Annotated in this window: 19 protein-coding genes and 8 tRNA genes; 8 read left to right on the top strand and 19 right to left on the bottom strand. The window is 35.9% G+C overall.

What is annotated here, in order from left to right:
- Window positions 1–17 precede the first annotated feature (17 nt).
- The 4 genes from ACM9HF_RS03175 to ACM9HF_RS03190 all read right to left on the bottom strand — a co-directional run bounded on the left by ACM9HF_RS03175 (window position 18) and on the right by ACM9HF_RS03190 (window position 4811).
- On the bottom strand, window positions 18–773 hold the full coding sequence (locus tag ACM9HF_RS03175; RefSeq protein WP_473614266.1) for an SDR family NAD(P)-dependent oxidoreductase: 756 nt from the start codon (window positions 771–773) through the stop codon (window positions 18–20).
- A gap of 33 nt (window positions 774–806) precedes the next feature.
- Window positions 807–1616, bottom strand: coding sequence for a glutathione S-transferase family protein (locus tag ACM9HF_RS03180; RefSeq protein ID WP_473614267.1), 810 nt, complete (start codon window positions 1614–1616; stop codon window positions 807–809).
- Between the two features lie 23 nt (window positions 1617–1639).
- Window positions 1640–2401, bottom strand: a complete 762-nt coding sequence (locus ACM9HF_RS03185; RefSeq protein ID WP_473614268.1) for a glutathione S-transferase family protein — start codon at window positions 2399–2401, stop codon at window positions 1640–1642.
- Between the two features lie 85 nt (window positions 2402–2486).
- Window positions 2487–4811: a TonB-dependent receptor gene (locus tag ACM9HF_RS03190; RefSeq protein ID WP_473614269.1), complete on the bottom strand. Its 2325-nt coding sequence runs from the start codon at window positions 4809–4811 to the stop codon at window positions 2487–2489.
- A gap of 338 nt (window positions 4812–5149) precedes the next feature.
- Between ACM9HF_RS03190 and gorA the strand changes: the two genes are divergently transcribed.
- Window positions 5150–6505, top strand: coding sequence for a glutathione-disulfide reductase (gorA, locus tag ACM9HF_RS03195; protein WP_473614270.1), 1356 nt, complete (start codon window positions 5150–5152; stop codon window positions 6503–6505).
- Between the two features lie 210 nt (window positions 6506–6715).
- Here the strand turns inward: gorA and ACM9HF_RS03200 are convergent.
- The 11 genes from ACM9HF_RS03200 to ACM9HF_RS03250 all read right to left on the bottom strand — a co-directional run bounded on the left by ACM9HF_RS03200 (window position 6716) and on the right by ACM9HF_RS03250 (window position 11304).
- Window positions 6716–6801: transfer RNA gene (locus ACM9HF_RS03200), tRNA-Leu, on the bottom strand.
- Window positions 6802–6919: 118 nt separating this feature from the next.
- Window positions 6920–7005: transfer RNA gene (locus ACM9HF_RS03205), tRNA-Leu, on the bottom strand.
- A gap of 60 nt (window positions 7006–7065) precedes the next feature.
- A tRNA-Gly gene (locus ACM9HF_RS03210) sits at window positions 7066–7141 on the bottom strand.
- 39 nt (window positions 7142–7180) lie between these two features.
- A tRNA-Gly gene (locus ACM9HF_RS03215) sits at window positions 7181–7256 on the bottom strand.
- A gap of 70 nt (window positions 7257–7326) precedes the next feature.
- Window positions 7327–7412, bottom strand: a tRNA-Leu gene (locus tag ACM9HF_RS03220).
- Between the two features lie 4 nt (window positions 7413–7416).
- Window positions 7417–7490 (bottom strand) — tRNA-Cys (locus tag ACM9HF_RS03225).
- A 55-nt stretch (window positions 7491–7545) separates the two neighbouring features.
- Window positions 7546–7621, bottom strand: a tRNA-Gly gene (locus ACM9HF_RS03230).
- Window positions 7622–7766: 145 nt separating this feature from the next.
- The gene (gene pgsA / locus ACM9HF_RS03235) at window positions 7767–8348 is read right to left on the bottom strand and encodes a CDP-diacylglycerol--glycerol-3-phosphate 3-phosphatidyltransferase (RefSeq protein WP_473614271.1); all 582 of its coding nucleotides are present in this window, start codon (window positions 8346–8348) and stop codon (window positions 7767–7769) included.
- Between the two features lie 55 nt (window positions 8349–8403).
- Window positions 8404–10251, bottom strand: a complete 1848-nt coding sequence (gene uvrC, locus ACM9HF_RS03240; RefSeq protein WP_473614272.1) for an excinuclease ABC subunit UvrC — start codon at window positions 10249–10251, stop codon at window positions 8404–8406.
- A gap of 2 nt (window positions 10252–10253) precedes the next feature.
- Window positions 10254–10898 carry a UvrY/SirA/GacA family response regulator transcription factor gene (uvrY, locus tag ACM9HF_RS03245; protein WP_473614273.1) on the bottom strand — a complete coding sequence of 215 codons (645 nt, stop codon included), beginning with the start codon at window positions 10896–10898 and terminating at the stop codon, window positions 10254–10256.
- A gap of 145 nt (window positions 10899–11043) precedes the next feature.
- The gene (locus tag ACM9HF_RS03250; protein ID WP_473614274.1) at window positions 11044–11304 is read right to left on the bottom strand and encodes a hypothetical protein; all 261 of its coding nucleotides are present in this window, start codon (window positions 11302–11304) and stop codon (window positions 11044–11046) included.
- Between the two features lie 169 nt (window positions 11305–11473).
- Between ACM9HF_RS03250 and fabA the strand changes: the two genes are divergently transcribed.
- On the top strand, window positions 11474–11989 hold the full coding sequence (fabA, locus tag ACM9HF_RS03255) for a bifunctional 3-hydroxydecanoyl-ACP dehydratase/trans-2-decenoyl-ACP isomerase (protein ID WP_076419921.1): 516 nt from the start codon (window positions 11474–11476) through the stop codon (window positions 11987–11989).
- A gap of 173 nt (window positions 11990–12162) precedes the next feature.
- Here the strand turns inward: fabA and ACM9HF_RS03260 are convergent, their stop codons facing one another.
- The 4 genes from ACM9HF_RS03260 to rlmKL are packed head-to-tail and all read right to left on the bottom strand — an operon-like array spanning window position 12163 to window position 18305.
- The gene (locus tag ACM9HF_RS03260; RefSeq protein WP_473614275.1) at window positions 12163–13968 is read right to left on the bottom strand and encodes a DUF3466 family protein; all 1806 of its coding nucleotides are present in this window, start codon (window positions 13966–13968) and stop codon (window positions 12163–12165) included.
- Between the two features lie 25 nt (window positions 13969–13993).
- On the bottom strand, window positions 13994–15913 hold the full coding sequence (gene uup / locus ACM9HF_RS03265; RefSeq protein ID WP_473614276.1) for an ATP-binding cassette ATPase Uup: 1920 nt from the start codon (window positions 15911–15913) through the stop codon (window positions 13994–13996).
- Between the two features lie 4 nt (window positions 15914–15917).
- On the bottom strand, window positions 15918–16166 hold the full coding sequence (locus tag ACM9HF_RS03270; protein ID WP_076419918.1) for a glutaredoxin family protein: 249 nt from the start codon (window positions 16164–16166) through the stop codon (window positions 15918–15920).
- Window positions 16167–18305 carry a bifunctional 23S rRNA (guanine(2069)-N(7))-methyltransferase RlmK/23S rRNA (guanine(2445)-N(2))-methyltransferase RlmL gene (rlmKL, locus tag ACM9HF_RS03275; protein ID WP_473614277.1) on the bottom strand — a complete coding sequence of 713 codons (2139 nt, stop codon included), beginning with the start codon at window positions 18303–18305 and terminating at the stop codon, window positions 16167–16169.
- Window positions 18306–18630: 325 nt separating this feature from the next.
- Between rlmKL and ACM9HF_RS03280 the strand changes: the two genes are divergently transcribed.
- The 6 genes from ACM9HF_RS03280 (at window position 18631) to ACM9HF_RS03305 (ending at window position 26267) form a co-directional block, all read left to right on the top strand.
- Window positions 18631–18707: transfer RNA gene (locus ACM9HF_RS03280), tRNA-Met, on the top strand.
- Between the two features lie 1185 nt (window positions 18708–19892).
- A complete protein-coding gene (locus ACM9HF_RS03285) occupies window positions 19893–21089 on the top strand; it encodes an outer membrane beta-barrel protein (protein ID WP_473614278.1) in 1197 nt (398 codons plus the stop codon).
- An 83-nt stretch (window positions 21090–21172) separates the two neighbouring features.
- On the top strand, window positions 21173–21712 hold the full coding sequence (locus ACM9HF_RS03290; RefSeq protein ID WP_473614279.1) for a polysaccharide biosynthesis/export family protein: 540 nt from the start codon (window positions 21173–21175) through the stop codon (window positions 21710–21712).
- Between the two features lie 9 nt (window positions 21713–21721).
- Window positions 21722–23992 carry a GumC family protein gene (locus ACM9HF_RS03295; protein WP_473614280.1) on the top strand — a complete coding sequence of 757 codons (2271 nt, stop codon included), beginning with the start codon at window positions 21722–21724 and terminating at the stop codon, window positions 23990–23992.
- Between the two features lie 723 nt (window positions 23993–24715).
- Complete coding sequence (locus ACM9HF_RS03300; RefSeq protein WP_473614281.1) at window positions 24716–25444, top strand: tyrosine-protein phosphatase; 729 nt, start codon at window positions 24716–24718, stop codon at window positions 25442–25444.
- A gap of 43 nt (window positions 25445–25487) precedes the next feature.
- Window positions 25488–26267: a hypothetical protein gene (locus ACM9HF_RS03305; protein WP_473614282.1), complete on the top strand. Its 780-nt coding sequence runs from the start codon at window positions 25488–25490 to the stop codon at window positions 26265–26267.
- Window positions 26268–26916 lie beyond the last annotated feature (649 nt).

The raw sequence follows: 26916 nt of genomic DNA on the forward strand, positions 1-26916 counted from the left end.
TTTTCTCCAACATATTATTAGTAGTTTAGCGCACCGCCGTCTACGTTCAGACATTGTCCTGTAATAAAATCACTACTTTCACTAGCAAGATGATAAAGCGTACCTAAAAGATCTTCAGGTAACATTTCACGCTTTATTACTCTAGCTGCCAACGTTGGTGCTTTTGCTTTACCTAATTGCTGATGATTTTTTACACCTTCACTTTCAGTTAAGCCAACTAAAATACAATTAACATGAATATTATCTTGGCCCAATTCAGCCGCTAAAGCTCTAGTTTGTCCAACTATAGCTCCTTTAGATGTTACGTAATGGCTGAACATTGGAGCACCTCTTAAAAAGGTTCCTGAAGAAATATTTATAATTTTTCCTCGACCATTTTTACGCATACTAGGTACTATTGCTTTAGCACACTGAAAAGGCCCTCTAACATTTACTTTCATCACTAAATCCCACTCATCTTCCGAGATTTCAGTAAACGGTTTCAGTGTTAAACTCGCAAATATTGCTGCATTATTAATTAATATTTCAATAGGCCCAAACTTTGCTTCAGTTAAAGCGACTAGATCATTAAGAGAGTCGTTACTAGTTACATCAGTTATACAACCTAATGCTTCGCCACCTTCGGCAATGATCTCGTCTACAACATCTTTTGGGTCAGATACATCGGCTAAAACTACTTTTGCACCTTGTGAAGCTAAACCTTTGGCATAAGCAGCTCCTATGCCCTGAGCTGCCCCTGTAATAACGGCTACTTTTCCTTCAAATTGTTTCATTTTATCACCTACATTTTCAGTTCATTAATATAACTACATACCGATTATACGTTTTACATCTGGCCAACTCTGAGCACCAAAATCTGCAAGATCTTTTGTTAACTCTGGTGGACACCACTCTAGAAATGAAGAGTTAAAACTAGGTCTGCTTTTAATGTTATTGAACCATTGGGTTACTTTGGGAAAACGTCCATTTTCCCACATACCCGACATGCTCAACATATCTAAGCGGTTTATATAAGGAGTTAAAGCAATATCAGCTAAAGAAAACTCTTCACCTGCTAACCAAGTATTATGAGTTAGTGCTTCTTCCATTTTCTTTAAATAGCCATCATAAAGTCTTATGGTATCTTCAATGCCTGGAGCTTCAAATCCTTCTACTACGATTTGTTTTTTACGCTCTTTCCACTTAGAAGTTACTGATTGATCAGGTGTACTACTTAAAAATTCTTTTAATTTTTCTTCACCTAAACGTCTAATAATATGGCGATGGCAACATACAAAAGTAAGTTCACCACAAGCAGGATGTAATTGTTCATCAACAGCTTTTGTCCATATTCGCATTTGTGTACGATCATAAGCCGATTTAGGTTTCAAATTAGGACCAGGAAACACTTCATCAACATATTCACAAATAACAGTAGATTCATTTATCACTTGACCATCATGAATAAGTGAAGGCACTACCGCCTTAGGGTTTATTTTCATATATTCTTCGGTAAACTGTTCCCCTTTCAATATGTCAATATAATGAGAGTTGTCTACTTGTACTTCTTTTTCAGTTAATGCAAATCTAACTTTTGCTGCACATACTGACGAACCATGATGGTATAAATCGATCATAACTTTTCCTCTTAAATTTTGAGCTAAAATGTTGGACACCAGTCCAAAACACCTTTTTTAAAACTTTCACGCACGGCTATTTTTTCAGCCCACGCTTCAACTTCGGGAAATTCATTAAAAGAAAAACCTGCGCCTTTTAATGTAAAATGTAATGGGACCCACGCGACATCAGCTAAGGAAAAACTTTCCCCTGCCAACCACGTTTGATCTTTTAATATCTCGTTAGCTTTATAAAAAAAATCTTTTATAATGCTTTCTGCTTGATTGATTTCTTCGTCTGAAAAACCATTATCACTGCTACTAACATCATGAAATCTTAGTAATTCAGTGTTAGTTTGTAAGCTTTTATATTTTTGTTCTTGCTCTTTACTCATCTGCATTTTTCCACGTATTTTTTTATAATAAATATACGTTTTAATTGCTTTTACATGAATTTCAATTGCAGAGCTCAACCACCACTTCATAGTATTTAAATCACTTAAATTTTTAGGACAGAGCGGAACTTCAGGAAATTGAGCATCTAAATATTCAATAATATCGTCAGACTCTATAATCACTTTTCCATCATGAACAAGTGTTGGAACAACCCCATTAGGGTTAATACCAAAGTATTCTTCAGTTATATGTTCTCTCTTCACTAAGTCTAGATGGTGACTTACCCAAGCAAGTTTTTTTTCTTCGAGCACAATACGTACTCGCATAGAACAATTAGAAATTCCTGCATGATATAAATGCAACCCTTTCAACTCAGTAACGGGTTTATAAGTAGGTGTAATAATAGGCATAAATACCTCAACTCGTTTATTAAAATTAAGGCTTTGAAAATTTACATGATTCAAAGCCTTAATTCTTATATTAATGCTCTACTTATTAGTAACGAAACTTCACTTTAAGCATAATTTCACGAGGAGGCGACATAGCCGCAAGAATGTTAGGCCCTGAAGGTACGCCCCAAGCCATTATTTTCTCGTTTGTTAAGTTTTTACCTACTAACGAAATAACAATATCTTCATCTGGCGAAATAAAGCGCATACTTGCATTGTACGTTTCATAAGAGTCTTGTTTAACGGTGGGTTTATACGTTATATCAGTATATACATCGCCTGACATGGCTATATCAGTACGTGCACTAAAGTCCCAAAAGCCATCAAAAATATCATCCACATAAAACTCAGCAAATACTGCACCTTTAGTTTTTGGAGCGTAAATTAACGGTTGACCACTTAAATCACATACACCACTTGAGTTACGGAAAGAGTCATCACAATCAGCTGCACCAACAAAAGAATCATAAGTCGCGTCGGTATAAGCGAAGTTACCACCGAAAGTCCAGTTATCATGAGCGTACCACATGAGTTCTAGCTCTACCCCTTCACTTGTACTATCGGCTGCATTTCCTACAGTAAATTGCGCTACAGAACCGGCTAACTGAGTAGCAAGTTGAAGACCTTCAATATCCATACTAAATGCTGTAATGTTTAAATTTAACGTACCATCTAACCATGAACTTTTACTACCAATTTCAAAGCTAGTTACAACTTCTGGATCAAATTCAATTTCAGCATCCTGTTCATCAATTCGATCACTAAATCCACCCGTTTTATGACCTTGAGAATAAGTAGCAAAAAGGTTTATGTCGTCGGTTGGCTCCCATTGAAAGGTAAATGATGGTGTAAATTTACTTTCGCTGTGAGTTTCAGTGCGATTAACTTCATCTCCCTCATCTGGGTGTAAAAGATTTTGAGTTTGGTACTCATTTATGTATCGTCTAAAGGCAAAATCTTTTTCTTCTGTTGCCCAACGACCACCAAAAATAAAGGTCATATCATCAGTAAATTTCCATCGAGCTTGACCAAAAACAGCAAAGGTTTCTGTATCTTGAGTCCATGGTTCTTCTTCTGTGATTTTTGCTCCACCAAGAGCGGGCAAGTTAAAATGAGACGTTTGATCACGCGCTAGACTACTATCTTCGTAATAAAATCCAACAATATAATCAAACGTATCGCTTTCTAATGAAGTGAAGCGAACTTCTTGACTAAAACCGTCATATTCTTCTTCACGAATGGCTCTAAATAGATTTGCTAGCCCCATGTCTAAACCATGAAATTTATGTGAGTATTCATAGTTTTGCACAGCAGAAACAAAAGTTAAGGTACCTGCGTCAAATTCATGATCCACATTTAATGTTACGTTTGTAGATTCTTGGTCGCGAGATGGACAGAATGAGCCATTATCTTCACCTGTAATTACATCTAATGCTGGACCACAATTATAATGTACTACCCAATCTAAAGCAGGTTCAGTTATTGTGCTACCATCAGCTCCAGATGCATTAGCTAAACTTTGCCATACTTGTAATGGAGGCCCACCTAAGGCATTGATTTCAGCCGCATCAGAACCGAATTCCTCAAGTTTAAAATATTCTAATTTTAATTTTACGGTAGTTTGATCAGAGGCCTGCCAAGCAAACTTGCTACGTACACCATAATCTTTACGATCAGCTCCGTCAGGGCCATCCATTGTATTAATGTAATAACCTTCTTTATCACGGTACATTACTGCTAATCGACCATCAACGGTATCACTAAGGGCTCCAGTTACAAAACCAGAAATCTCTTTAGTTCCACCATTAGTTTCAAATGTACTGGCTGAAAGATCTAACCCGTAGCTAAAGTCACTTTCAGGGTTAGCTGTTCGTAAAATCATGGCACCAGCCGCTGTGTTTTTCCCGAACAAAGTACCTTGAGGCCCTCTAAGTACTTCTATCGCATCAACATCCATTAATGGATGAAGGTTAATTGCCGCGCGGCTAATATATACATCATCAGCAAAACGCCCAACAGACTGTTCAATAGAGTGAGATGTTCCGCCGCCTAGACCACGTACATAAAGATTAGGAAGAATACCAGCACTATTAATTTCAAAGTTAGGTATTAGAATAGATAAGTCTTCAACATCGTTTATACCGACTTTTTCTATAGTATCAGCCGTTACAGCCGCAACCGATACGGGTACATCTTGTATCGTGGCAGGTCTTTTAGTTGCATTGATTTGAATAACTTCTATAGCCTTAACTCTTGAAGTGTCTTCAGTCTCCTGAGCGATTGCCTGATTAACCGCTATAGATGTAGCAGATAGCGCCAATCCATATCCTACATTTGTAATAATTTGTTTTGATATTTTTATTATTTTCATTCTTTTTATTCCCCGATAGAGTTTTATAGAATTCTTATTAGTTTCAAACATGCAATATGTCTTAACTACCATTAATCTAATATATTCGGCATTTAGTATGAAAATGATATGTAGTTACCAGACCATGAATATTATTTGAAGGTGATTGACAATATGCTAGTTATTTTATCTATTGCACTAAGCTGAGTAGGCTATATAACCATTCAATAATAGGTCAGTGATAACGTGATATCTTTTTGTTACACCAACTTAACTTTAGTTTAGTTTATTTGATAATCAATAATTGTTGGTTCTTACTCAGTAACTTTTATTTAATTTATAATTTTAGGGGAAACGTAATGACACAGCATTTTGACTATATCGCTATTGGTGGCGGAAGCGGAGGTATAGCCTCTGCTAACCGAGCAGCTTTACATGGTAAAAAAGTAGCTATAATAGAAGCCAAAACTGTTGGGGGAACCTGTGTAAACGTAGGTTGTGTGCCAAAAAAGGCTATGTGGTATGCAGGACAAATTGCCGATGCATTAAAATACTCTGCTGACTATGGTTTTAAGGTAGTTAACAACGGATACAACTGGTCAACAATGGTAAAAAACCGTGAAGAGTACATCCAACGAATACATGCAGCTTACGGAAGAGGGTTTGAAAAAAACAAGGTTACTTTAATTAAAGGTTTTGCCAAATTCATTGACAAAAATACACTTAATGTTGATGGAAAAATTTACACTGCCGACCATATTTTAATTGCTACTGGCGGACGCCCACAGATCCCAAATATTGAAGGTGCCGAATACGGAATAGATTCAGACGGCTTTTTTGCTTTAACAGAACAACCTAAAAGTGTAGTCGTCGTGGGGGCTGGCTATATTGCCGTTGAGCTTGCTGGTGTTTTTCATGCGTTAGGAACAAAAACAGATTTAGTTATTCGTAAAGATAAACCCTTACGCAGCTTTGATCCTATGCTCAGTGATACATTGGTAGAACAAATGGCTAAACATGGCCCTACTCTTCATAAAAACTCGACTCCAAAACGTATTGAAAAACATGATGACGGGCAAGTAACGATCCACTTTACTAATGGGAAATCATTAGGTCCAGTCGACAAACTTATTTGGGCGATAGGACGTATACCCGCAACCGATGGAATAAACTTAGCAGCGGCTGGTATCGAAACCGATGCACAGGGTTTTATTCCAACCGATAAATATCAAAATACAAATATTCATAATATTTATGCTGTGGGTGATAACACCGGACGTATTCAATTAACCCCTACAGCCGTTGCCGCAGGGCGTCGTTTATCAGAACGACTATTCAATAATAAACTTGATCTGCATTTAGATTACAATAACGTAGCTACGGTAGTATTTAGTCACCCTGTTATTAGTACCGTAGGTTTATCTGAACCTGAAGCAATTGAAAAATACGGTGAAGAAAATGTGAAAGTATATACCTCGCAATTTACAGCACTTTATCAAGCGATAACTGAAGACTATCGAGACCCTACTCGTATGAAACTTGTATGTTTAGGTAAAGAAGAAAAGATAATAGGCATTCATTCTATTGGTTTTGGTAGTGACGAGTTATTACAAGGTTTTGCTGTTGCGCTGAAAATGGGAGCAACTAAAGCAGATTTTGATAATACCATTGCTATCCATCCTACGTCAGCTGAAGAATTTGTAACCATGACATAATTTAAAATCATACTACTTTCATGAATAATACCAGCTTGCTCAATAAGTTTTTGAAAGTTGGTATTATATTAAGGATAAATGAATTAGCGGAACTGATACAGCTTGAATAGTAGAGTGTAAATAAGATTTGTAGCGAGATGATATTAGCTGTCAACGGCTAAGAGTTATAATCGTTTAGTAAAATAATAAAAATGTCTTTTCTGTAAAATATGGTACCCGGAGACGGACTTGAACCGTCACGCTCTATGAGCGAGGGATTTTAAATCCCTTGTGTCTACCAATTCCACCACCCGGGCATCGGGAAAAGCATTTTTTATAGTAGAGATTGGTTCCCTACTTATATTAAATAAAGATAAATTTATTTAATATGAATTTTAACTAAAATAGTATATTTACACTTCAAAGAAATGAAGATGGTACCCGGAGACGGACTTGAACCGTCACGCTCTATGAGCGAGGGATTTTAAATCCCTTGTGTCTACCAATTCCACCACCCGGGCATCGGGAAAAGCATTTTTTATAGTAGAGATTGGTTCCCTACTCCATCGTAAAATGGAAGTTGGAGCGGCTAACGAGACTCGAACTCGTGACATTCACGTTGGCAACGTGATGCTCTACCAACTGAGCTACAGCCGCTTCACATCATAAGTAAACTTATAACATTTTGTAAAAGATTGGAGCGGCTAACGAGACTCGAACTCGTGACATTCACGTTGGCAACGTGATGCTCTACCAACTGAGCTACAGCCGCGCACATCTTTTACTTTTCAAACACCTACATACGCCAATATGTAGTCTTTACCCAACCTGCAATAATGAAATGGTACCCGGAGACGGACTTGAACCGTCACGCTCTATGAGCGAGGGATTTTAAATCCCTTGTGTCTACCAATTCCACCACCCGGGCATTATGGAGGCGGGTCCCGGAGTCGAACCGAGGTCCACGGATTTGCAATCCGCTGCATAGCCATTCTGCCAACCCGCCAAATCATTCACTACGAGTTGAGTAGTATTTCCTTATATATTCTCTTAAGAGAAATTGGAGCGGCTAACGAGACTCGAACTCGTGACATTCACGTTGGCAACGTGATGCTCTACCAACTGAGCTACAGCCGCTTCATCTGTTGACTCCCTGTCAACTGGAAACGCATTTTACATTGATATTATGATGAGTCAACACTTAAATCCTAAATTTATTTCAAGTGCTCAAAAAGCGGCTTAAATGGTGTTTTTTTAGCTAATACCTTACAAAATATGGTTATTATTTAGCTTTTAGCTCTGGCCAAGCTGCTTTAAAATAACTCCACATTGACGTAAAAGTTAAAATTGTTGCAACAAAATAAAAGCTATAAGTTAAAAACATGAAAAATTCTTGAGGAATATCGAATAAAATAAAAGGAATATCATAAGTCGGTTGCCAAATAAGTCCCATAATGCCTAACATTTGAGCAGCCGTTTTATATTTACCTGAATTAGATACCGCAATAACATCTCTTTTTCCGCGTGAAGACATAAATTCCCGTAAGGCGCTGATAAATATTTCGCGAGAAATCATTAAAGCTGCAGATATAGTGATATACCACACATTATAATCTTCTATTAACATAGCAAGTGCACAAACAACCATTAACTTATCAGCAACGGGGTCGATAAATGCACCAAAAGCTGAAGATTGATTTAAACGTCGAGCTAAGTAACCATCAACAGCATCACTAATGGCGGCAAACCAAAAAACAACAAAAGCACCAAAATGATTCCAAGAAATAGGAAGGTAAAAAACTAGAACAAAAACAGGAATTAATATAATTCTAAATAAGGTAACTTGATTGGGAATAGTCCACATAATCTACTTTTATTTTCACAGCGTTTGAAAGATATCATTTTACACAGATTAAGACTTAATTGTCATGCAGAGCATCATAAATATTTTGAGCCAGTACCTTACTAATACCTGGAACTTTAGTTAAGGTTTCAATATCAGCTGCTAATACTTCTTGCATTCCACCTAAATACTTTAATAAGGCTTGTCTTTTTTTAGCGCCTATTCCCTCAATAGATTCTAATGCTGATTTTTTACTAACTTTTTGACGTTTTGCTCTGTGACCAGCAATAGCAAACCGATGCGACTCATCTCTAATATGCTGTACTAAATGCAAAGCTGGAGATGTTGCAGGTAAAGAAATAAGTTGATGACTCCCCGCTAAAATTAACGTCTCTAATCCAGGCTTACGCGACTCCCCTTTTGCCACACCAACAAGTAACGGTGTTTTATCAAGTTTTAATTCAGCAAAAAATTGTTCAGCCTCTGCCAGCTGCCCTTTACCACCGTCAATAAAAACAATATCAGGCATTTTTTCTAAACTTGCATTCAAATAACGTTTATTCAGAGCAAATGCCATAGCCGCATAATCATCACCGGGTGTAATACCATGCACGTTATAACGCCTGTAATCACTCTTTAAAGGACCGTTTTGATCAAACACAACATTAGACGCGACAGTTTGTTGCCCCATCGTATGGCTAATATCGAAACACTCTAAGCGATTTATACCACCCGTTAGTTCAAATACTTCATTCAATGCAGCAAAACGCGCTTGAATGGACTCTTTTTCACTGTTTTTAGTTAATAATGCATTAGTGGCATTGGTTTGAGCCAGTTTTAAGTATTGTGTTCTTTCCGATCGAACATTGTGTGAAATTTTCACGTCGTTTTCAGCTTGTTCGCTTAACAACTTTTTAAGTTCTTTAATTGATTCAATAGCATGAGGAATAACAATTTCTTTAGGTATACGCGCTGCTTTAAGATCATCACCTAAATAATGTTGACTAATAAAGGCTTCAATAATTTCGCTATCTTCCGTATCAAGAGGCACCGTTGGAAAATAGCTTTTACTACCTAATATTTTTTGGTCGCGAATAAACAAAATATGAATACAGGCTAAATTTCTAATACGGTGTAAACCAACCACATCTAGTTCAGACGCTATACCACTTACATATTGTTGTTGCTGTACTTTTCTTAACGTCGCTATTTGATCTCTATATTTAGCCGCTTTTTCAAATTCGAGTTGGCTACTAGACACTTCCATTTTATGAACAAGCTCTTTGATTACGTCTGAGTTTTTTCCTCTAAGAAATAACTTAGCTAACTTAACTTGCTCGCCGTATTCTTCTTGCGAAATTTGATCGACGCAAGGCGCTGAACAACGTCCCAACTGAAACTGTAAACACGGACGAGAACGCGCTCTATAATAACTGTCTTCACATTGTCGCAACGGAAAAAGCTTCTGCATTAACCTTAAGCTTTCCCACACTGCGCCTACAGTAGGATAAGGGCCAAAGTATTCACCTTTAACTTTTCTACCACCACGGTGTAAACCAAGTTTAGGATGTTTATGATCGGTGATCAGTAAATAAGGATAAGACTTATCGTCTCTTAAAAGAATATTGTATTTAGGTTGGTATTTTTTAATGTAGTTATTTTCTAAAATTAACGCTTCACCTTCCGTGTGCGTTACTGTTACATCAATAACATTAATACGGTTGACTAAAGCTTTAGTTTTATTACTGCCTACATCTTTTCTAAAATAGCTTGCTAACCTTTTTTTAAGGTTTTTAGCTTTGCCAACATAGATAATAGTATTTTTTTGATCATACATCCTATATACCCCTGCTTGTTCACTAACAGAGGATAAAAAGGATTTATGATCAAAAGTTGAATGTTCTAAAGAAGTATTTTCAGACAAGTTTATAGCTTTTCAGTTTTTAACATTCCATGTCGTATAGCCAAATGAGTAAGTTCTACATCATTACCCACATTAAGTTTTTCAAACATTCTATAGCGATAGCTATTAATCGTTTTACTACTTAACATTAATTGTTCAGATATATCTGGAACTTTTTCACCACGCGTTATCATTAGCATTATCTGCAATTCTCTTTCAGATAATAAATTAAACGGGTTTTCTTCTGAAGACTTAAACTGACTTAACGCCATTTGTTGCGCAATATCAGGTGTAATGTATCGTTGGCCACTATGAACCGCACGAATAGCATTAACCATTTCATCAGGTCCAGCACTCTTAGTTAAATAACCAGCAGCACCAATTTGCATAACTTTAGTAGGAATGGGGTCTTCAGTATAAACAGTTAACACAATAATTTTAATATCAGGAGAATAACGAATAATTTTTTTAGTCGCTTCTAAGCCTCCAATACCAGGCATATTCATATCCATTAAAACAACATCAGGTTCATTTTTTCGGCAAAATTGAACAGCCTCTTCACCCGTAGACGCTTCACCGATCACCTTAAGTCCTTTTACTTCATCAAGAATTTTACGGATCCCCGTTCTTACTAATTCATGATCATCAACAAGTAAAACATTAATCAATGCACTAACACCTCAACCTATAAATATAGGATTAAAAAAGAATAAATCATAGCCAACTAGAGTATAAGTAAAATTTAATGTAACACAATAAAATTATTAGATTTTTCGGAAAACAAATAAAAACCAACGTGAATACATTATACAATTATAGTTTATTTTTAGTCAGCCAACTGTTTAATAAACCAATTTGACCATTTTTATATGCTGCGTAAGTCAACCGAACGGCATTACTCATGATCATACTGTCTGACCATTGTGTTTGCTCTGATATCAATTGATAACATTCTAATGCTTCTTGAGATAAGTAACCCCGCATCTCTCTTTTACCTTTTTCTTTTTGTCTTTCTCTATACTTTTTTTGCTTTTCAGCGTTTGTCATCGCCTTTTTTTTAACCACTTCAGTCATAACACAACCTATTTATCCCCTACAATAGGCAATATGGTTACGCATAACCTTAAAAAAGGCAATAAAAATGTGTTTTTTAACAAATCAGAGTTGTTTAGTGTACAAGTGTTCGCTAAAGTAGCGCCCTAAAATTTAATATTAAAGTAATCAAAAGTTGGGATCCTAAATCATGGAACAAAAAAACGCTTACACTAAAGAAGATTTAATAAAAGCAGGTACGGGTGAAATGTTTGGTGAAGGCAATAGCCAGTTACCTTCTGACAACATGCTCATGATGGATCGCATCATAAAAATTAATGAAGACGGCGGTGAACACGGTAAAGGTGAAATTATTGCTGAACTTGATATAAACCCTGACTTATGGTTTTTCGATTGTCATTTCAAAGGCGACCCAGTAATGCCGGGTTGTTTAGGCCTAGATGCCATGTGGCAATTAGTCGGTTTTTACTTAGCATGGTCTGGCGGACCAGGTAGAGGTCGTGCGCTAGGTGTGGGAGAAGTTAAATTTACTGGGCAAGTATTACCTACAGCTAAAAAAGTAACGTATACCATTACCTTTAAACGTGTAATTAAGCGTAAATTATTTATGGGTATTGCTGACGGTACAGTGGCGGTTGACGGAAAAGTAATTTACACCGCTAAAGACTTAAAAGTAGGTTTATTTACAGATACTTCAGCTTTTTAATTCAAACTAGCTTTGTATGCTTTTAAGGATTAATGCTAATCCTGAAAACAAAAAAACACCTTATCTTTAAGGTGTTTTTTTATATCTAATACCAAAACATTAATGAATTGACTTATTTTATACTTGGTATAAGACTTACCCGTTCAATTAATAAAACAGGTATGTATTTGTTATTACTTAAAAAGCTTTCTTCTAAAGCCTACTACTAATAAAACAAGTGGCATAAACAAACCAAAACTAGCACCTTGTCTTTCAATTTTCTCTTCAACCTCTGAGCAATTATCAATTTCGCCATTAATCGGTTGTAATTTTACTGCCCTAACAACTTCTTCTTGAATAGGGTCACCTTTAGTATCCAAAACCTCATTTCCAAAAAAGTCTCTTGCGTTAGTTTTAGTAAGCGCACTTGCTGATATTTCATTATTATCATTAATACTTTTAGCATCAATAATAATATAATCTGACTCACAAGTAAGAAGCGTATTTAAATCAGTAAAAGTGTCAGTATTCGTGTCATATAAAAAACCATGAGTTCTTCTTGGAATTCCACTTGCAACAACATGCGTTTCCACTTCACCTTGCCCTACAATTAAACCATTATTATTAATGGCTTTAGCTGTAGTTGAACTTCCTGTAAAAAAGCTATCAGGCATGATCATTTCTAAGTCACTAACATTATTTGTATCAATATAATAGAATGAATTGGTCGTTACACCGCCAATAATAGACTGTACATACCCTACCGCAGTACCTACATCATTAATATCGTTTGCTCTAGAATTATAATAAGTTTCATGATCTGTATTTAAATCGTAAACGTTACCGTCTTTAAACATGACCGCATAAGTTAATTTAAATTCGTCTACTTCTGGGTCCATTACATCGTTATCAAACCAACCTTCTGAATAACCTACAATGGTTCCATCATCATTTACGGCTTGAGCAACACTTTGTAAACCTCTTTCATCATCAACATGAGGCGTAATTAAAAAGCCTAAGGGTTCAAACTCCTCTACATCACCATTATCATTAATTGTCCATTTAATTGCAGCGGTTGAATATAAATTGTTTAAAGTTAAGCCGTCTTCGGCTAATACATTGCTAATACAAATAAGTAATGGCGTTCTTTTTAATTGCTCTGCATCCTCACAATCAATAGGATTATCAACCCTATTTTTTGCTTCACTGATGCTGGCTTGGGCCTCTTCAGTTATACTCGTGGTTGCAAAACCAATCGCAATACCTGTTTCACTTATTTCAGAAATTGCAGATAAACCACCATAGGTAGACTCAGGCGCCATTAAAGGAATAATAGTGTTACCTTTATCAAGAGAATAAAAACCCCTACTAGAAAAGTCACTAGCAAAGTAGGTTATAGTTTCATCATCGGTGTCGTCATTATTATCATCAAGAATATATTCACGGGGAATGAATGGAGCACTTGCTGTTCCATATATCCAACCTTTATCTGTAATACCGTTAATCAGGTCAGATGTTGAACGGGTTAGTTCGTTTGTCCCCTCAAAAGTAGTATCAAATACCGTAATCTCTTCTGTATTACTATTTAAGTTAATCATGGCAGCGACATCACCATATTGTTGATAAGTAAAATCGCCTTGTTTACTAATTAAATAATTAACCGCCCAAAAGCTATCATTTTCAGTCGGATTACCATTTCTTAACGCTTCTTCATCTTCAATATCACCAACACCAAATACCACTTCATGGTTCAAAGCTGCATTGCTAATAATATTATCAAAGTCAGTTTCGTTTAAAAATTGATATTGAACTGCAAAACTATATGCTTGAGTACCTGAAATAACCATTTCACCCGCATTGTTTTCTTGTTGAGCAAAAGTATATTTGTGAGTCTCTCCTGCCCCTTTATCAATAACCTCATAGGTTGCAGCTTGTACCGAAGCACTAGTTAAAGCACTATAAATTCCTAAAGCGAGTATTCTTTTTGCAAATATTTTCATTAACGACTTAACTCTCAATTTTTTATTACAATTCATCTAACTCTTGCCATCTAGCATAAGTTACTTCAAGCTTCGACTCAGTTTCTTCGAGCTGGTTCAATATTTTTTTCGTATGTGACTCATCATTAGCAGTAAAAAAATCAGACTGATTAACTTCTTCTTGCAAAGCCGTTATTAACTTTTCTAGTTCTTCAATTTGTAATGGTAAAGCTTCTAATTCTTTTGTTTCTTTAAATGATAGTTTTTTCTTTTCTGGTTTTGCTACGGCTGTTTTAACTGAAGAAGTTGTTTTTTTATCTTCTTTTTTCTTACCCGCACTACCCGCTAAATTTTTTCGTTGTTCATTTTTATAAGCCACATAACTATCTACATCATCGTAGCCACCAACAATATGCGTTACGTCACCTGTACCATCAAAATACAAACAAGTGTTTACACAGTTATTCACAAAATCACGATCATGGCTGACTAAAATAACCGTTCCTGAATAATTTGCAACGACTTCTTCTAATAATTCAAGGGTTTCTATATCCAAATCGTTTGTTGGCTCATCCAGTATCAGTAAGTTACTAGGGCGTAAAAATAAGCGTGCTAATAATAAACGGTTTTTCTCTCCGCCTGATAATGCTCTTACCGGTGTTCTTGCACGTTTAGGGCTAAACAAAAAGTCTTGTAGATAACCTAAAACATGGCGTGTTTTACCATTAACGGTTACTTCTTGTTTACCTTCAGCAACGGTATCTTGAACCGTTTTATTTAAATCAAGGGCTTCTCTGTGTTGGTCAAAATAAGCTACTTCTAAATTAACGCCACTGCGCATAGTACCTGAAGTAGGTTGGATCTTATCCATAATCAACTTAATTAAGGTTGATTTACCTGTACCGTTAGCACCAATTAAAGCCAATCTATCGCCGCGTATCATCAATAAATCTAACGCGTTAATAATGGTTTTATCATCAAACGTCATATTTAAGTTTTCACACTCAAACACCAACTTACCTGAACGATCACCATGAGTAATATTAATACCACCTTGGTTTTTCACTTCACGGCGTTGTTCACGTTCTGCACGTAGTTTTTCTAGAGAACGAACACGGCCTTCGTTACGTGTTCTACGGGCTTTAACACCTTGGCGTATCCAAACTTCTTCTTCGGCTAACTTTTTATCGAATAATGCATTTTGCTGAGCTTCAACTTGTAAATCATGCTGTTTTTGCTCAATGTATTCGTCGTAATTACCTGGGTAGCTGGTTAATTTTCCGCGATCTAAATCTAAAATACGCGTCGCTAAACCACGAATAAACGCCCTATCATGACTGATAAATACGATAGTTCCTTGGAAGTCTTTTAAGAACTGCTCAAGCCACAACACACTACTAATATCTAAATGGTTGGTTGGCTCATCAAGTAACAATACATCAGGCTCGAGCACCAAGGCTTTAGCTAAAGCTAGTTTTCGTAACCAACCACCAGATAAATCGTTTACCATCTTATCCGCTTCTAACTTCAAAGTAGTAAGGGCTTTATCAATAAGTTGCTCGTCTTGCCATGCGTTAGCTTGGTCAAGTTTTTGTTGTACATCAGCAAGCTTATTTAAGTTATCTTCCGACGGGTCTTCGCCAATTAACGTAATCATATGATGATATTGTTTAATTAACTCAGCATTCTCTTTAACACCTTGCGCAACGTAATCAAATACCGTCATATCGCACGACTCTGGTGGATCTTGCTCTAACATGGCTAACTTTACGTTGTTAGACATAAGCAACTGACCATCGTCAAGGTTTTGCATACCGTTTAAAACTTTCAATAACGAAGATTTACCTGCACCGTTGCGCCCTACTAAACAAACTCTTTCGCCTGTTTTAACGGTTAAATCTGCTTTATCTAAAATACTGTCTTCACCAAAGGCTAATTCACCTTGTGAAATTCGAATTAATTCCATCGATTTATTTCAACTCTAATTTATGTAATTTTTTAATATCTTCTTGAGTAAATGGCCAAAATAACTTTTCATTGCTATTTAACTGCTCAAGTACAGGAATGCTAATACCATATAGCTCAACTAACTTTTCATCTTCAACAATATCAACAATGTTAATGGTATTTAAAGGCATTACACTTTCACACAGCGCCAATGCTTCTTCGCAAAGATGACAGCCCTCGCTGCTATATAAGTTATATTGTATGTTCATCATTTATTTTTCGATTATACGCGTAATTAACCAACTATTATGTATATGTTTGTTACGCAAAAAGTCTTTATCTCGTGTTTGCTCAGTTATTTCAGTCGCCTTAACACCTAATGTTTCCATCGCTTCAAAATCCATTTTAAAGTTACGTTTATTATTGGTAAAAATAAGCTCGCCGCCTTCAGCTAACGACTTTAATCCATCGGTGATCAAGTCAACATGATCACGCTGAACATCAAAGCTATCCTCCATTCTTTTTGAATTTGAAAAAGTAGGCGGATCAATAAAAACAACATCAAAGGTTTGTTTATTATTTTTAAGCCACTGTAAACAATCGGCTTGTACAAACTGATACTTATGACCTGATAGTTTATTTAAGGTAAAGTTATCTTGCGCCCAATCTAAATAGGTTTTAGACATATCAACCGTAGTTACCTCACTCGCTCCATGCAACGCAGCTTGTAATGAAACAGAGCCCGTATAAGCAAAAAGGTTAAGTAAGGTTTTATTTTTAGCTTTTTGCGCAACAATTTGGCGTGTTTTACGGTGATCTAAAAACAAGCCTGTATCTAAATAATCCCACAAGTTTACTTTTAATTTAGCGCCGTATTCTGTTACCACAATAGACTGCTGGCTTTTATCAACTTTTTCGTACTGATTTTTACCTTTTTGCTTCGCGCGTGTTTTTAACACCACTTGGCTGGTAGGAATATTCAAAACTTTAGGAGTAAAGTAGATAACTTCTTGTAGACGTTTAGCTGCTTTATCTTCATCAATAGTCGATGGTGCAGCATATTCATGAATAACCACATACTCGTTGTAAATATCTACAGCTACGTTGTATTCAGGAATATCAGCATCGTATAAACGATAACATTCAATTTGTTCTTTCTTCAGCCAGTTTTTTAAGCCTTTCTTATTCTTAACTAATCGATTAGCAAAAGCTGAATCTTTTTGGTCAAAATCAGCATTAGGATTACTCGCATCTTTATCTGCTTGCTTCGCATCAATATTATATAAAGCCAGTTGACAATCTAACGGGCCATTCTTAAATTTATAACGCTTAAAGGTTGCTAGTTTAAGCATACTTAGCAACTCAACATTGGCGGTTAAAATAACCACACGCCAATTTAAAAATTGCGCTTTAAGCTTTTTACCAAACAAAGCAAAGTTTTCTACAAGCTCGGGTAATTCACCAATACGAACACCATAAGGTGGATTAAATAAAATAGTACCTTCTTTACCAAAAGCATTATTTAACTTGGTTGAATCTTTACATGAAAAATCGATATATTGCTGAAGCTTAGCCATACGCGCGTTTTGTTGAGCGGTATGAATAACTCGGCTATCAATGTCGTTACCAAACACTTTTACTTTAACAGTAGCTAAACCTGTATTGGTTGCTTCAACCGCGCTAGCTAATACATTTTCCCATACGGCAGGACTATGATTAAGCCAGTTTTCGAAGCCCCACTTTTCTCTATCAACTGCTGGAGCTAAACCCGCAGCCATAGACACAGCTTCAATTAAAATAGTACCTGAACCACACATAGGATCTAATAAAGGCTTAGTGGTGTCAGCTAACCAACCCGAACGTTGAATAATAGCCGCAGCTAAATTTTCTTTTAACGGAGCCGCACCACTGTTTTGACGGTAACCACGTTGAAATAAACCACGACCTGAAAAGTCTAAATAAATAGCCACACTGTTTCTTAACAAACGCGCTTGAAAACTAATGTCAGGATTTGATTTTTGTACCGATGGGCGATCTAAATCGTTATCTCTAAAATGATCAACTATCGCATCTTTAATGGTTAAACCACCAAATTGGGTATTACGTATCTCTTCACTTTGGCCAACAAAATCAATTGAAAAAGTTTGTTTATTAGAAAAAACCTCAGACCAATTAATTAAAGACGCCGCTTTAAATAGCTCATCTTTATTGTTAGCGTCACCCTCACCTAATTTTAAAAGCACTCGAGAAGATAGTCTTGTCCATAAACAAATATGGTAACCCACCTCAAGGCTTGCTGAAAAATAGACACCTTCAGGTTTTTGAACAACAGACTCACCACCAAGCTTTTTAACTTCTTCAAAAAGTAAAACTTCGATACCAGGCGATGTTAGCGCTAAGAATTGATACATAAAGGGCTTCCAGAGTGATTAATGGCCGCGATTATAAACAAGAACCGTCAGTACTTAAACCTATTAAACTTTATTAGATGATAATAAGCAGGAAAAAATAAGAATACTCACTAAAAACACCTCTTTGTGTATTTTAAAAGCATTAACTGGTGGATAAACTTACACTCTATAACTTTTATCAAATATAGCGGTAAAAGCGGTTGCAAAGTACGACTACACTCCCTATGATGCACCTCATTGAAGCAGAGGCAACTTTGTGAAATATTCTTTTAGAGAGAATTAAAACTTCTAAGGCTTGTTTAAGTAATCACTTAAACCATTCGGACGCGGGATGGAGCAGCCTGGTAGCTCGTCGGGCTCATAACCCGAAGGTCGTCAGTTCAAATCTGGCTCCCGCAACCAATCTATTATTTTCCGACCAAATCGTCAGTTCACTCTTTTCAAAGTTCAGGGCTCCCGCAACCAATTCCCATTATATAATTCAAAATTTTCCATAAAGACGATTAACGACCAATTCGTCAGTTCACTCTTTTCAAAATTCAGAGCTCTAGCAACCAATCCTTCTCTATAGATAAAAAACACAAGATAAACCACCGAGAACACAGAGGGGCTTCGCCCTACACCGAATAAAGATCAGAAAAGAAAGGTTTTGTTGTTTTAAATAATTCGTAAAATTAGCGTAATTCGTTGATAACGTCTTTTAAAAAAAAGTGTTTTGAACTTCTCTGTGTGTGCGAAGCACAACTCCGTGTCCTCTGTGGTAAAAGCTCTTATCTTTTAAAAACACTGTCAGCTAATTACTCGAATTAAAAACATAAAATTATTATGCCAAATGTTTTGACCTTCTCTGTGCTCTTCTCGGTGGTTAAAATGTCTTATCTTTTAAAAACTCGAATTAAAAGATTAACCACAGAGTACACAGAGGGGCTTCGCCCTACACCGAGTAAAGATCAGAAAAGAAAGGTTTTATGGTTTTAAATAATTAGTGAAATTAGCGTAATTCGTTGATAACGTCTTTTAAAAAAAAGTGTTTTGAACTTCTCTGTGTGTGCGAAGCATAACTCCGAGCCCTCTGTGGTAAAAGCTCTTATCTTTTAAAAACACTGTCAGCTAATTACACGAATTACCCTAATTAAAAGATTAACCACAGAGTACACAGAGAGGCTGCGCCCTACACCGAGTAAAGATCAGAAAAGAAAGGTTTTATGGTTTTAAATAATTCGTAAAATTAGCGTAATTCGTTGATAACATTTTTATATAAAGTGTTTTGACCTTCTTCGTGTTCTTCTCATGGTAAATATTTTTCATCTAACAGAAAAATCTATTTATTTGTATAAATCAAAATAAATCACTCAAAAACATGAACAATATACATTCTATTCTTGGATTGTTTTTACTATGTCTGCTAAAATCGCCCGCAAAAGGCGTTTATCGTAACTTTATTCAACAAGTTAAGTATTCATGCAGAATAGCTTGGTCATTTAATTGTAATGAATCAATGGTAACTTGCAGAATAAAATAAACCTAACTAGTTAATTAATATAAGCAAGTTATCACTCGTAATAACAATAAGGACATACCGTAATTTTGAAAAGTACAACTCAAATTCCAGCCCTATTCAAAAATATTGTTAAGCACTCTTACTTATTAATACTAACTCTTCCAGTAATTACACATGCTGAAGACCGAGCAGGTTTATTATTAAACGGCTCAATAACAGCCGAACATACAGATAACGCACTTAATAACACCAACAAAGTATCAGACACCGCGTTTATTATTAATCCCGATGTAAAATATTTAGGTTTAGTAGGAAAACACCAATTTTTATTAAACTACAAAGGCAAGCTTGCAACCTATACACAAGACAGCGATTTAAATTACAACGAACACAAATTCGCTTTGGGTGCAAAACTGGATCATAGCAATAAAATTAATACTGAATTCAAATTAGGATTCGACAAAATCACAGAAGAGCCAGGTTCAACCAACTCATCAACGCAATCGTTAACTGAATTTAATCAATACCAAAACAAAACAGCACAAGCAAAGTTGTACTACGGACAAACCGTAAGTACAGGGCAAATTGTTTTAGGTTATAAATACAACGATCGTGAATACACTAATAACCAGCAATCATACCGTGATGTAGAACAAAACCAATTCAGTGCAACTTTTTTTTACCGTATAGCACCTAAAACCCGCATTCTTTTCCAAGCAAGTACTGAAAAGTATTCATACGAAGATCAAATACTAAGTAATGGCCTTTCTTTTAATCAATCAAGTAACAACAATTTATACCTTGCAGGTGTGGAATGGGAAGCAACCGCAAAATCGAAAGGTATATTTAAAATAGGTTATCAAAACAAAGACTACGATGATGCTAGATTAAACGACATATCAGGCCTCTCTTATATGCTAGATATGATCTGGAAACCTAATACTTACACACAAATAAAATTAGGCGCAGTTCGCCAAACAACTGAATCAGCACAATTAAATACCGGCGGTTTCTTAAGCACCTCTTATTCACTAGATGTTTCACATTACATTATGCCCCGTACAGCTGTGACGGCTAGATTCACTATAGACAACGACGAAATAGTTACAGGTAACAGCAGAACAGATAAACGTAACAACATAAAAATTGGCGTAAACCACAGTTTAAGAAAATGGTTAAACGTGAAGTTAGCGTATAAATACCAAGAAAAAACATCCAATATAGAATTATTTAACTTCGAGTCTAACACCATAGAATTATCGCTAGAAACGGCATTCGAGTGATCTAAAGGTTTTATTTACCTGAACAACATTCTTATAAATAAACAACCTGAAACAAATACATAAGCTTTATTAAAGGAAGAACCATGAAACTAACCAAACTAATTTTTACTCTATCCATGAGTATAATGATGTTTTTATCATTCAATACCTACGCAGAAGAGACCGACAATTATAAAGTCTCAACTGATGATGAAATATCCATTACCGTATTTAATGAACCCGACTTAAGTATCGACAAAACAAAAATTGGTGCTAACGGCTCTATTTCTGTTCCACTTATTGGACAAATAGACGTTAAAGGCTTATCTGTTCCTGAAATAGAAAGTAAAATTACCACATTGTTATTAGATGGCTACCTTAAAAAGCCAAACGTATCTGTAACCATAACCGAATACCGCCCTTTTTACATTAATGGTGAAGTTAAAAAGCCTGGCAGTTATCCATACCGTAAAGGCTTAACCATAGAAAAAGCGATAACATTAGCAGGTGGATTTACTGAACGCGCATCAAAATCAGCCATTTCACTTGTTGGCGAAATAGACAAACGCTTTGTAAAAGCCGTAGCACTTACCGACACAGTTAAACCTGGCGACGTTATTACCATCAGCGAAAGCTTCTTTTAAGGATAAAAAATGAACTCTGTAGTACCAGAAAAAGCTTCATCGCTTAATAACTCAATGCCTAGCAACGATTCATTCAACACGGAAGAAGTAATAGATATAGGGCAATACTGGCGCACCATCAAACGAGCTAAATGGGGAATTATTGTTATTACCCTTTGTAGTTTAATTGTTGGAGCCTATATAGCATCAACGGCTGTTCCTATATATAAAGCATCAAGTAAAATATTGGCTGATCCGCAAAATCCATCCGCTGATAGAAACGAGCAATATATTGCTACAGCTTTAGTCTTTTTATATTACGAAACACAATACGAAATAATACAATCTCGTAACGTTGCAGAAGTGGTTGTAGATAAACTAAACCTCGTTGAAAAATACAAAAAAGAACAACTTGAATTAAAATCTGAGAAGCCTTCAGAGTTTAGTGTAGCAATTAAAGAGTTTAAAAATGAAATCTCTGCACTATTTGCTTCAGACACTAACGTAAAGGTAAAAACAGCTCCATTAACAGATACAGAAATAAAAATAATGCTTGCTTCTGAGATCCAAGCAAATGTTGAAGTATCGGGTGGTAAACAAAGTCAAATTATTAACATCAGTTACACGTCTGACGACCCACAAGAAGCAGCCGACATTATTAATGCGCTTTCTGATGCTTATATACAATTTGGTTTAGAATCGCGTCTAGGTGAGGTTAAAAACACAGAGTCTTGGTTAAGTGAACAATCGACTCAGCTAAAGAAAAAACTACAGGATTCTGAAGCTAAATTAAGTGCTTACCGTTCACAACAAGGCATGGTTAATACAGAACAACAACAACTGCTTGCTAATTCACAATTACAATCATTAAACAGTGAATTAATAAGAGCACAAACCAACTTAAGTTCCGCTGAAGAGCAATATTTAGCGGTTAAAAATGTAGAGCCGGGCTCTAAAGAGTTTTACTCACTAAGTCCTGTCCTTGATAATAGAACGACTAGTGATATGGTAAAAACCGAAGCACAATTATCACAACGTGTTAATGAGCTATTTGAACGCTACGGTGAAAAACATCCTAAAATGATTGCTGCTCGTTCTGAATTGAAAAGTGCTAGAGAAAACCTAGAGAAAGAAGTAAACAAGGTAGTTGAAAATATAGATAAAAATTATAAATTAGCACAATTTCAAGTAACCAATATTCAAAAACTTATTGATAAAAGCAGAAACGACATTCAGTCGTTGCAAACAGATAACTTTTCATTAGTGAGTTTAGAGCGCGAAGTTGAAAATAACCGTAGAATATACGAAAACTTCCAAGTTAGTTTAATGGAAGCCAATGGTCGTAGTGAGTACAACAGCTCAAACGTACACATTATTGACCATGCAACAGTACCTAAAGTACCTTTTAAACCTAACGTTAAGCTCATTGTTATTTTAGCGGGTGTGTTTGGTGTATTTTTTGGTGTGGTATTAGCTTTTGTTCGCGAAGCACTTGATAACACATTTAAAACGCCTGACTCTGTTGAAGAAAAATTAAAGCTTCCAGCATTAGGTATTACTCCAGTCGTTAAAGTTAATAAAAAATCTGCAATACCTGAAAAGCAATACCTTGACGATTCACGTTCACCGTTTGCTGAAAGCATAAACACCATACGTACAGGTTTATTGTTTTCCAATATTGATAATCCACCTAAAACCATCTTAGTAACTTCGGCTACGGGTAGTGAAGGTAAATCTACCATGGCAATGAACTTAGCAGCGGCATACAGTAACTTAGGTAAAACGTTATTACTTGAAGTCGATTTACGTAAACCAAGTATGGCTAAAAATTTAGGTATTCAAACCAAGCAAGGTCTAACTGACTTGATATCTGGTTCAGTTAAAGCTTTTAGCGATATTGTATACAAAGATAACAACGACCAACTTAATGTAATAACATGCGGCACAATAGCGCGTAATCCATTAGAGCTATTGTCTTCTAAAAAATTCGAAGATGTATTACTGTCATTACAAACTCACTTTGAATATATTATTTTAGATGGTCCTCCTACTCTACCCGTTAGTGACTCGTGTATATTAGCGAATAAAGTTGATGGTGTTATCTTTGCAGTTAAAGCTGAAGATACACGTATTAAGGTAGCTAAAGAAGCCGTGAGTCGTTTACAGAAATTACACGCTAATATTATTGGTGCAGTACTTACAGTGGCAGAACCTCATAAAATGAGTTACTACGGTGATCATTATTACTCGGGCGAATACTATGGTGTAAAACCACCTAAAGAAGAAGCCAAAGCAAGTTAATTAAAAAGTTAACAGCAAACAAGATCAACCACAAAGAGCACAGAGGTTTTAAACAAAGAAGTTTTGAACTTCTCTGTGTAGTGCGAAGCACGCTCTGTGTCCTCAGTGGTAAAAAATTAGCTATAGTTAAACAAGATCAACCACAGAGAACACTGAGGTGTTAAGCAAAGAGGTTTTTAACTCCTCTGTGTAGTGCGAAGCACGCTCTGTGTCCTCAGTGGTAAAAAATTAGCTATAGTTAAACAAGATCAACCACAGAGAACACAGAGGTTTTAAGCAAAGAGATTTTGAACTTCTCTGTGTAGTGCGAAGCACGCTCTGTGTCCTCAGTGGTAAAAAATTAGCTATAGTTAAACAAGATCAACCACAGAGAACACTGAGGTTTTAAGCAAAGAGGTTTTGAACTTCTCTGTGTAGTGCGAAGCACGCTCTGTGTCCTCAGTGGTAAAAAATTAGCTATAGTTAAACAAGATCAACCACAGAGAACACTGAGGTTTTAAGCAAAGAGGTTTTGAACTCCTCTGTGTAGTGCGAAGCACGCTCTGTGTCCTCAGTGGTAAAAAATTAGCTATAGTTAAACAAGATCAACCACAAAGAACACTGAGGTTTTAAGCAAAGAGATTTTGAACTTCTCTGTGTAGTGCGAAGCACGCTCTGTGTCCTCAGTGGTAAAAAAGAAAACTACGGTAAAATCACGATCACAACAACTAACTAGGTGAAAAAATGATAGACATACACAGCCATATTTTACCCGGTATAGACGACGGTGCTCGCTCGCTTCAAGAAGCACTTGATATGCTTCGTATAGCAATAGACCAAGGTGTAACAACACAAGTATTAACACCTCATATTCATATGGGGCGTTTCAACAACACTAAGCAACACATCGAACAAGAATTCACAAAATTCAAAGAACAAGTAAACGCCGCTAACTTACCTATAAAACTACTTTTAGGTGCAGAACTACGTATTGGTCCTGAAATAATGCAACTAATTACTACAAATGCTGTTCCATGGTTAGGCGAAGTAGAAGGCCAGCGGACCTTTCTTTTAGAATTTCCCCGTACCGAAGTTCCTTTTGGTAGCGACAACTTAGTACGCTGGTTATTGTCAAAAAATTGCTTACCCATTATTGTACACCCCGAACGTAACAGCACCTTTTTACATAACAGAGACAAACTACAAACCTTTATCGATTTAGGTTGTCCGTTACAAATTACCGCTAGTAGTCTTACGGGTAAATTTGGTGCCGATGTTCAACAGATGACAGAAGAATTATTAATAGCAGATCAAGTCAATGTAATAGCTTCAGATTGTCATAATTTAAAAGGTAGAGCACCAGATTTGCAGGCTGGTGTAGAACAAGCTAAAACCATCATTGGTAATAAAAAAACCAATACACTTATAAAAACTACGCCAGCTGAATTAACGTGTAACAACGCGTTTCATTAAGCTTTATACGCTTACCTATAAAAATCTAACTCAGTAATACATTATGAATGGAATTCAACCCCAAGCTTCACCCCAACCAAAATCATTTCAAATAAAAAAAATACTGGTAGTTTTTACCTGTGTTTTTCTAGCTTTTTGGTGTTTATTATGGGCTTGGGCTTCACTCACAACAATAAGAGTTGAACAAGTCATAACGCAATGGGAACAAAATAAAAAAACGTTTTCAGTTGAAGAAAGTCACACATTTGAATTAAGACTAAAGCGCTCGTTAACCCTTAATCCTCTAAGTGCCAACACCCATTTGTTACTCGGCAGGTTATACGAACAACAAGCTATTAATATACTTGACCAGTCACAAAAAAGCACAATAGAAAATGCTGAGAAGTATTATATATTAGCATTAAAAAAACAACCAACATGGGATTATGCTTGGGCAAAACTAGCTAACTATTACAGTCACGAACAACTAAATGCTTACGGTAATACAAACATAGAAAAAAAGCTCCAAGAAGCAATAAACCAAACAATCTTTACAGGGCCGTACGAACGAAAAACCCAACGAGTTATTATTCCTTTACTCTTTAAACACTGGAGCCTTATAGCTGGTTCCCCAAGAACAAAAGTACAAGCTGAAAAAGTATTATTACAGTCAACTCAGTATAGAGAGAATCTAGATCTTACACTGAAATCAGCAAAAACATACAATAAAATTCACGTATTAAAGCCATTACTATCTGACAAAAAACACATAAAAATACTGTCTAAATATCAAAAACAATTGGAAAAAGAAAACATCAACAAACAGCTAAAGAGCATTAACTAAATGGATTTTAATTACTCAAAAGAAAATAAAAATAACTCGACCTTGTTCGTGCTTTTTTTAGGGCTTACCTTTTTGCTGCCTTGGCCTCATGGTTTAGAACTGGTCTGGGAATATCTTCTTTTCGGCTTTATTATATTTAGCCTAAGCACCATTTATTTCATAAAAAACGATAATAGCAATGTCTTACAAGTAACATTAACGCCTTATAAAACATCACTGACTTTATTTCTCATATTAATATTATACGCTTTGTTGCAAATAGTCCCTCTCCCTCAAAGTATCATAAAAATAATCAGCCCTAATACTTTAACGAGCAATAGTTTAAGTATTGCACCCGAAACATCATTATTAGAATTACTCAAAAATATGAGTTATTTCGCCACTTTTATTTTGTGTTTATGTTTATTAAATTCGAAAAACAGGATAATAACGTTACTTAACATTTTATTTTTTTCTTCTGCTGTTATTGCCTTTTATTCCTTAATTAATTATTACACTGATGGTGGTTTCAATATAATTAGCTCAATCCCACCATGGACAGTTTCATGGGAACGTGCCGTTCATGGAACCTTCAGTTATCAAAATCATTATGCCTCATTCCTTACCATGACTATTCCGCTTGGTATTGGGCTCATAAGCTACTACCATA

The organism is Colwellia sp. RE-S-Sl-9, assembly GCF_048296855.1.
Lineage (GTDB): Bacteria > Pseudomonadota > Gammaproteobacteria > Enterobacterales > Alteromonadaceae > Pseudocolwellia.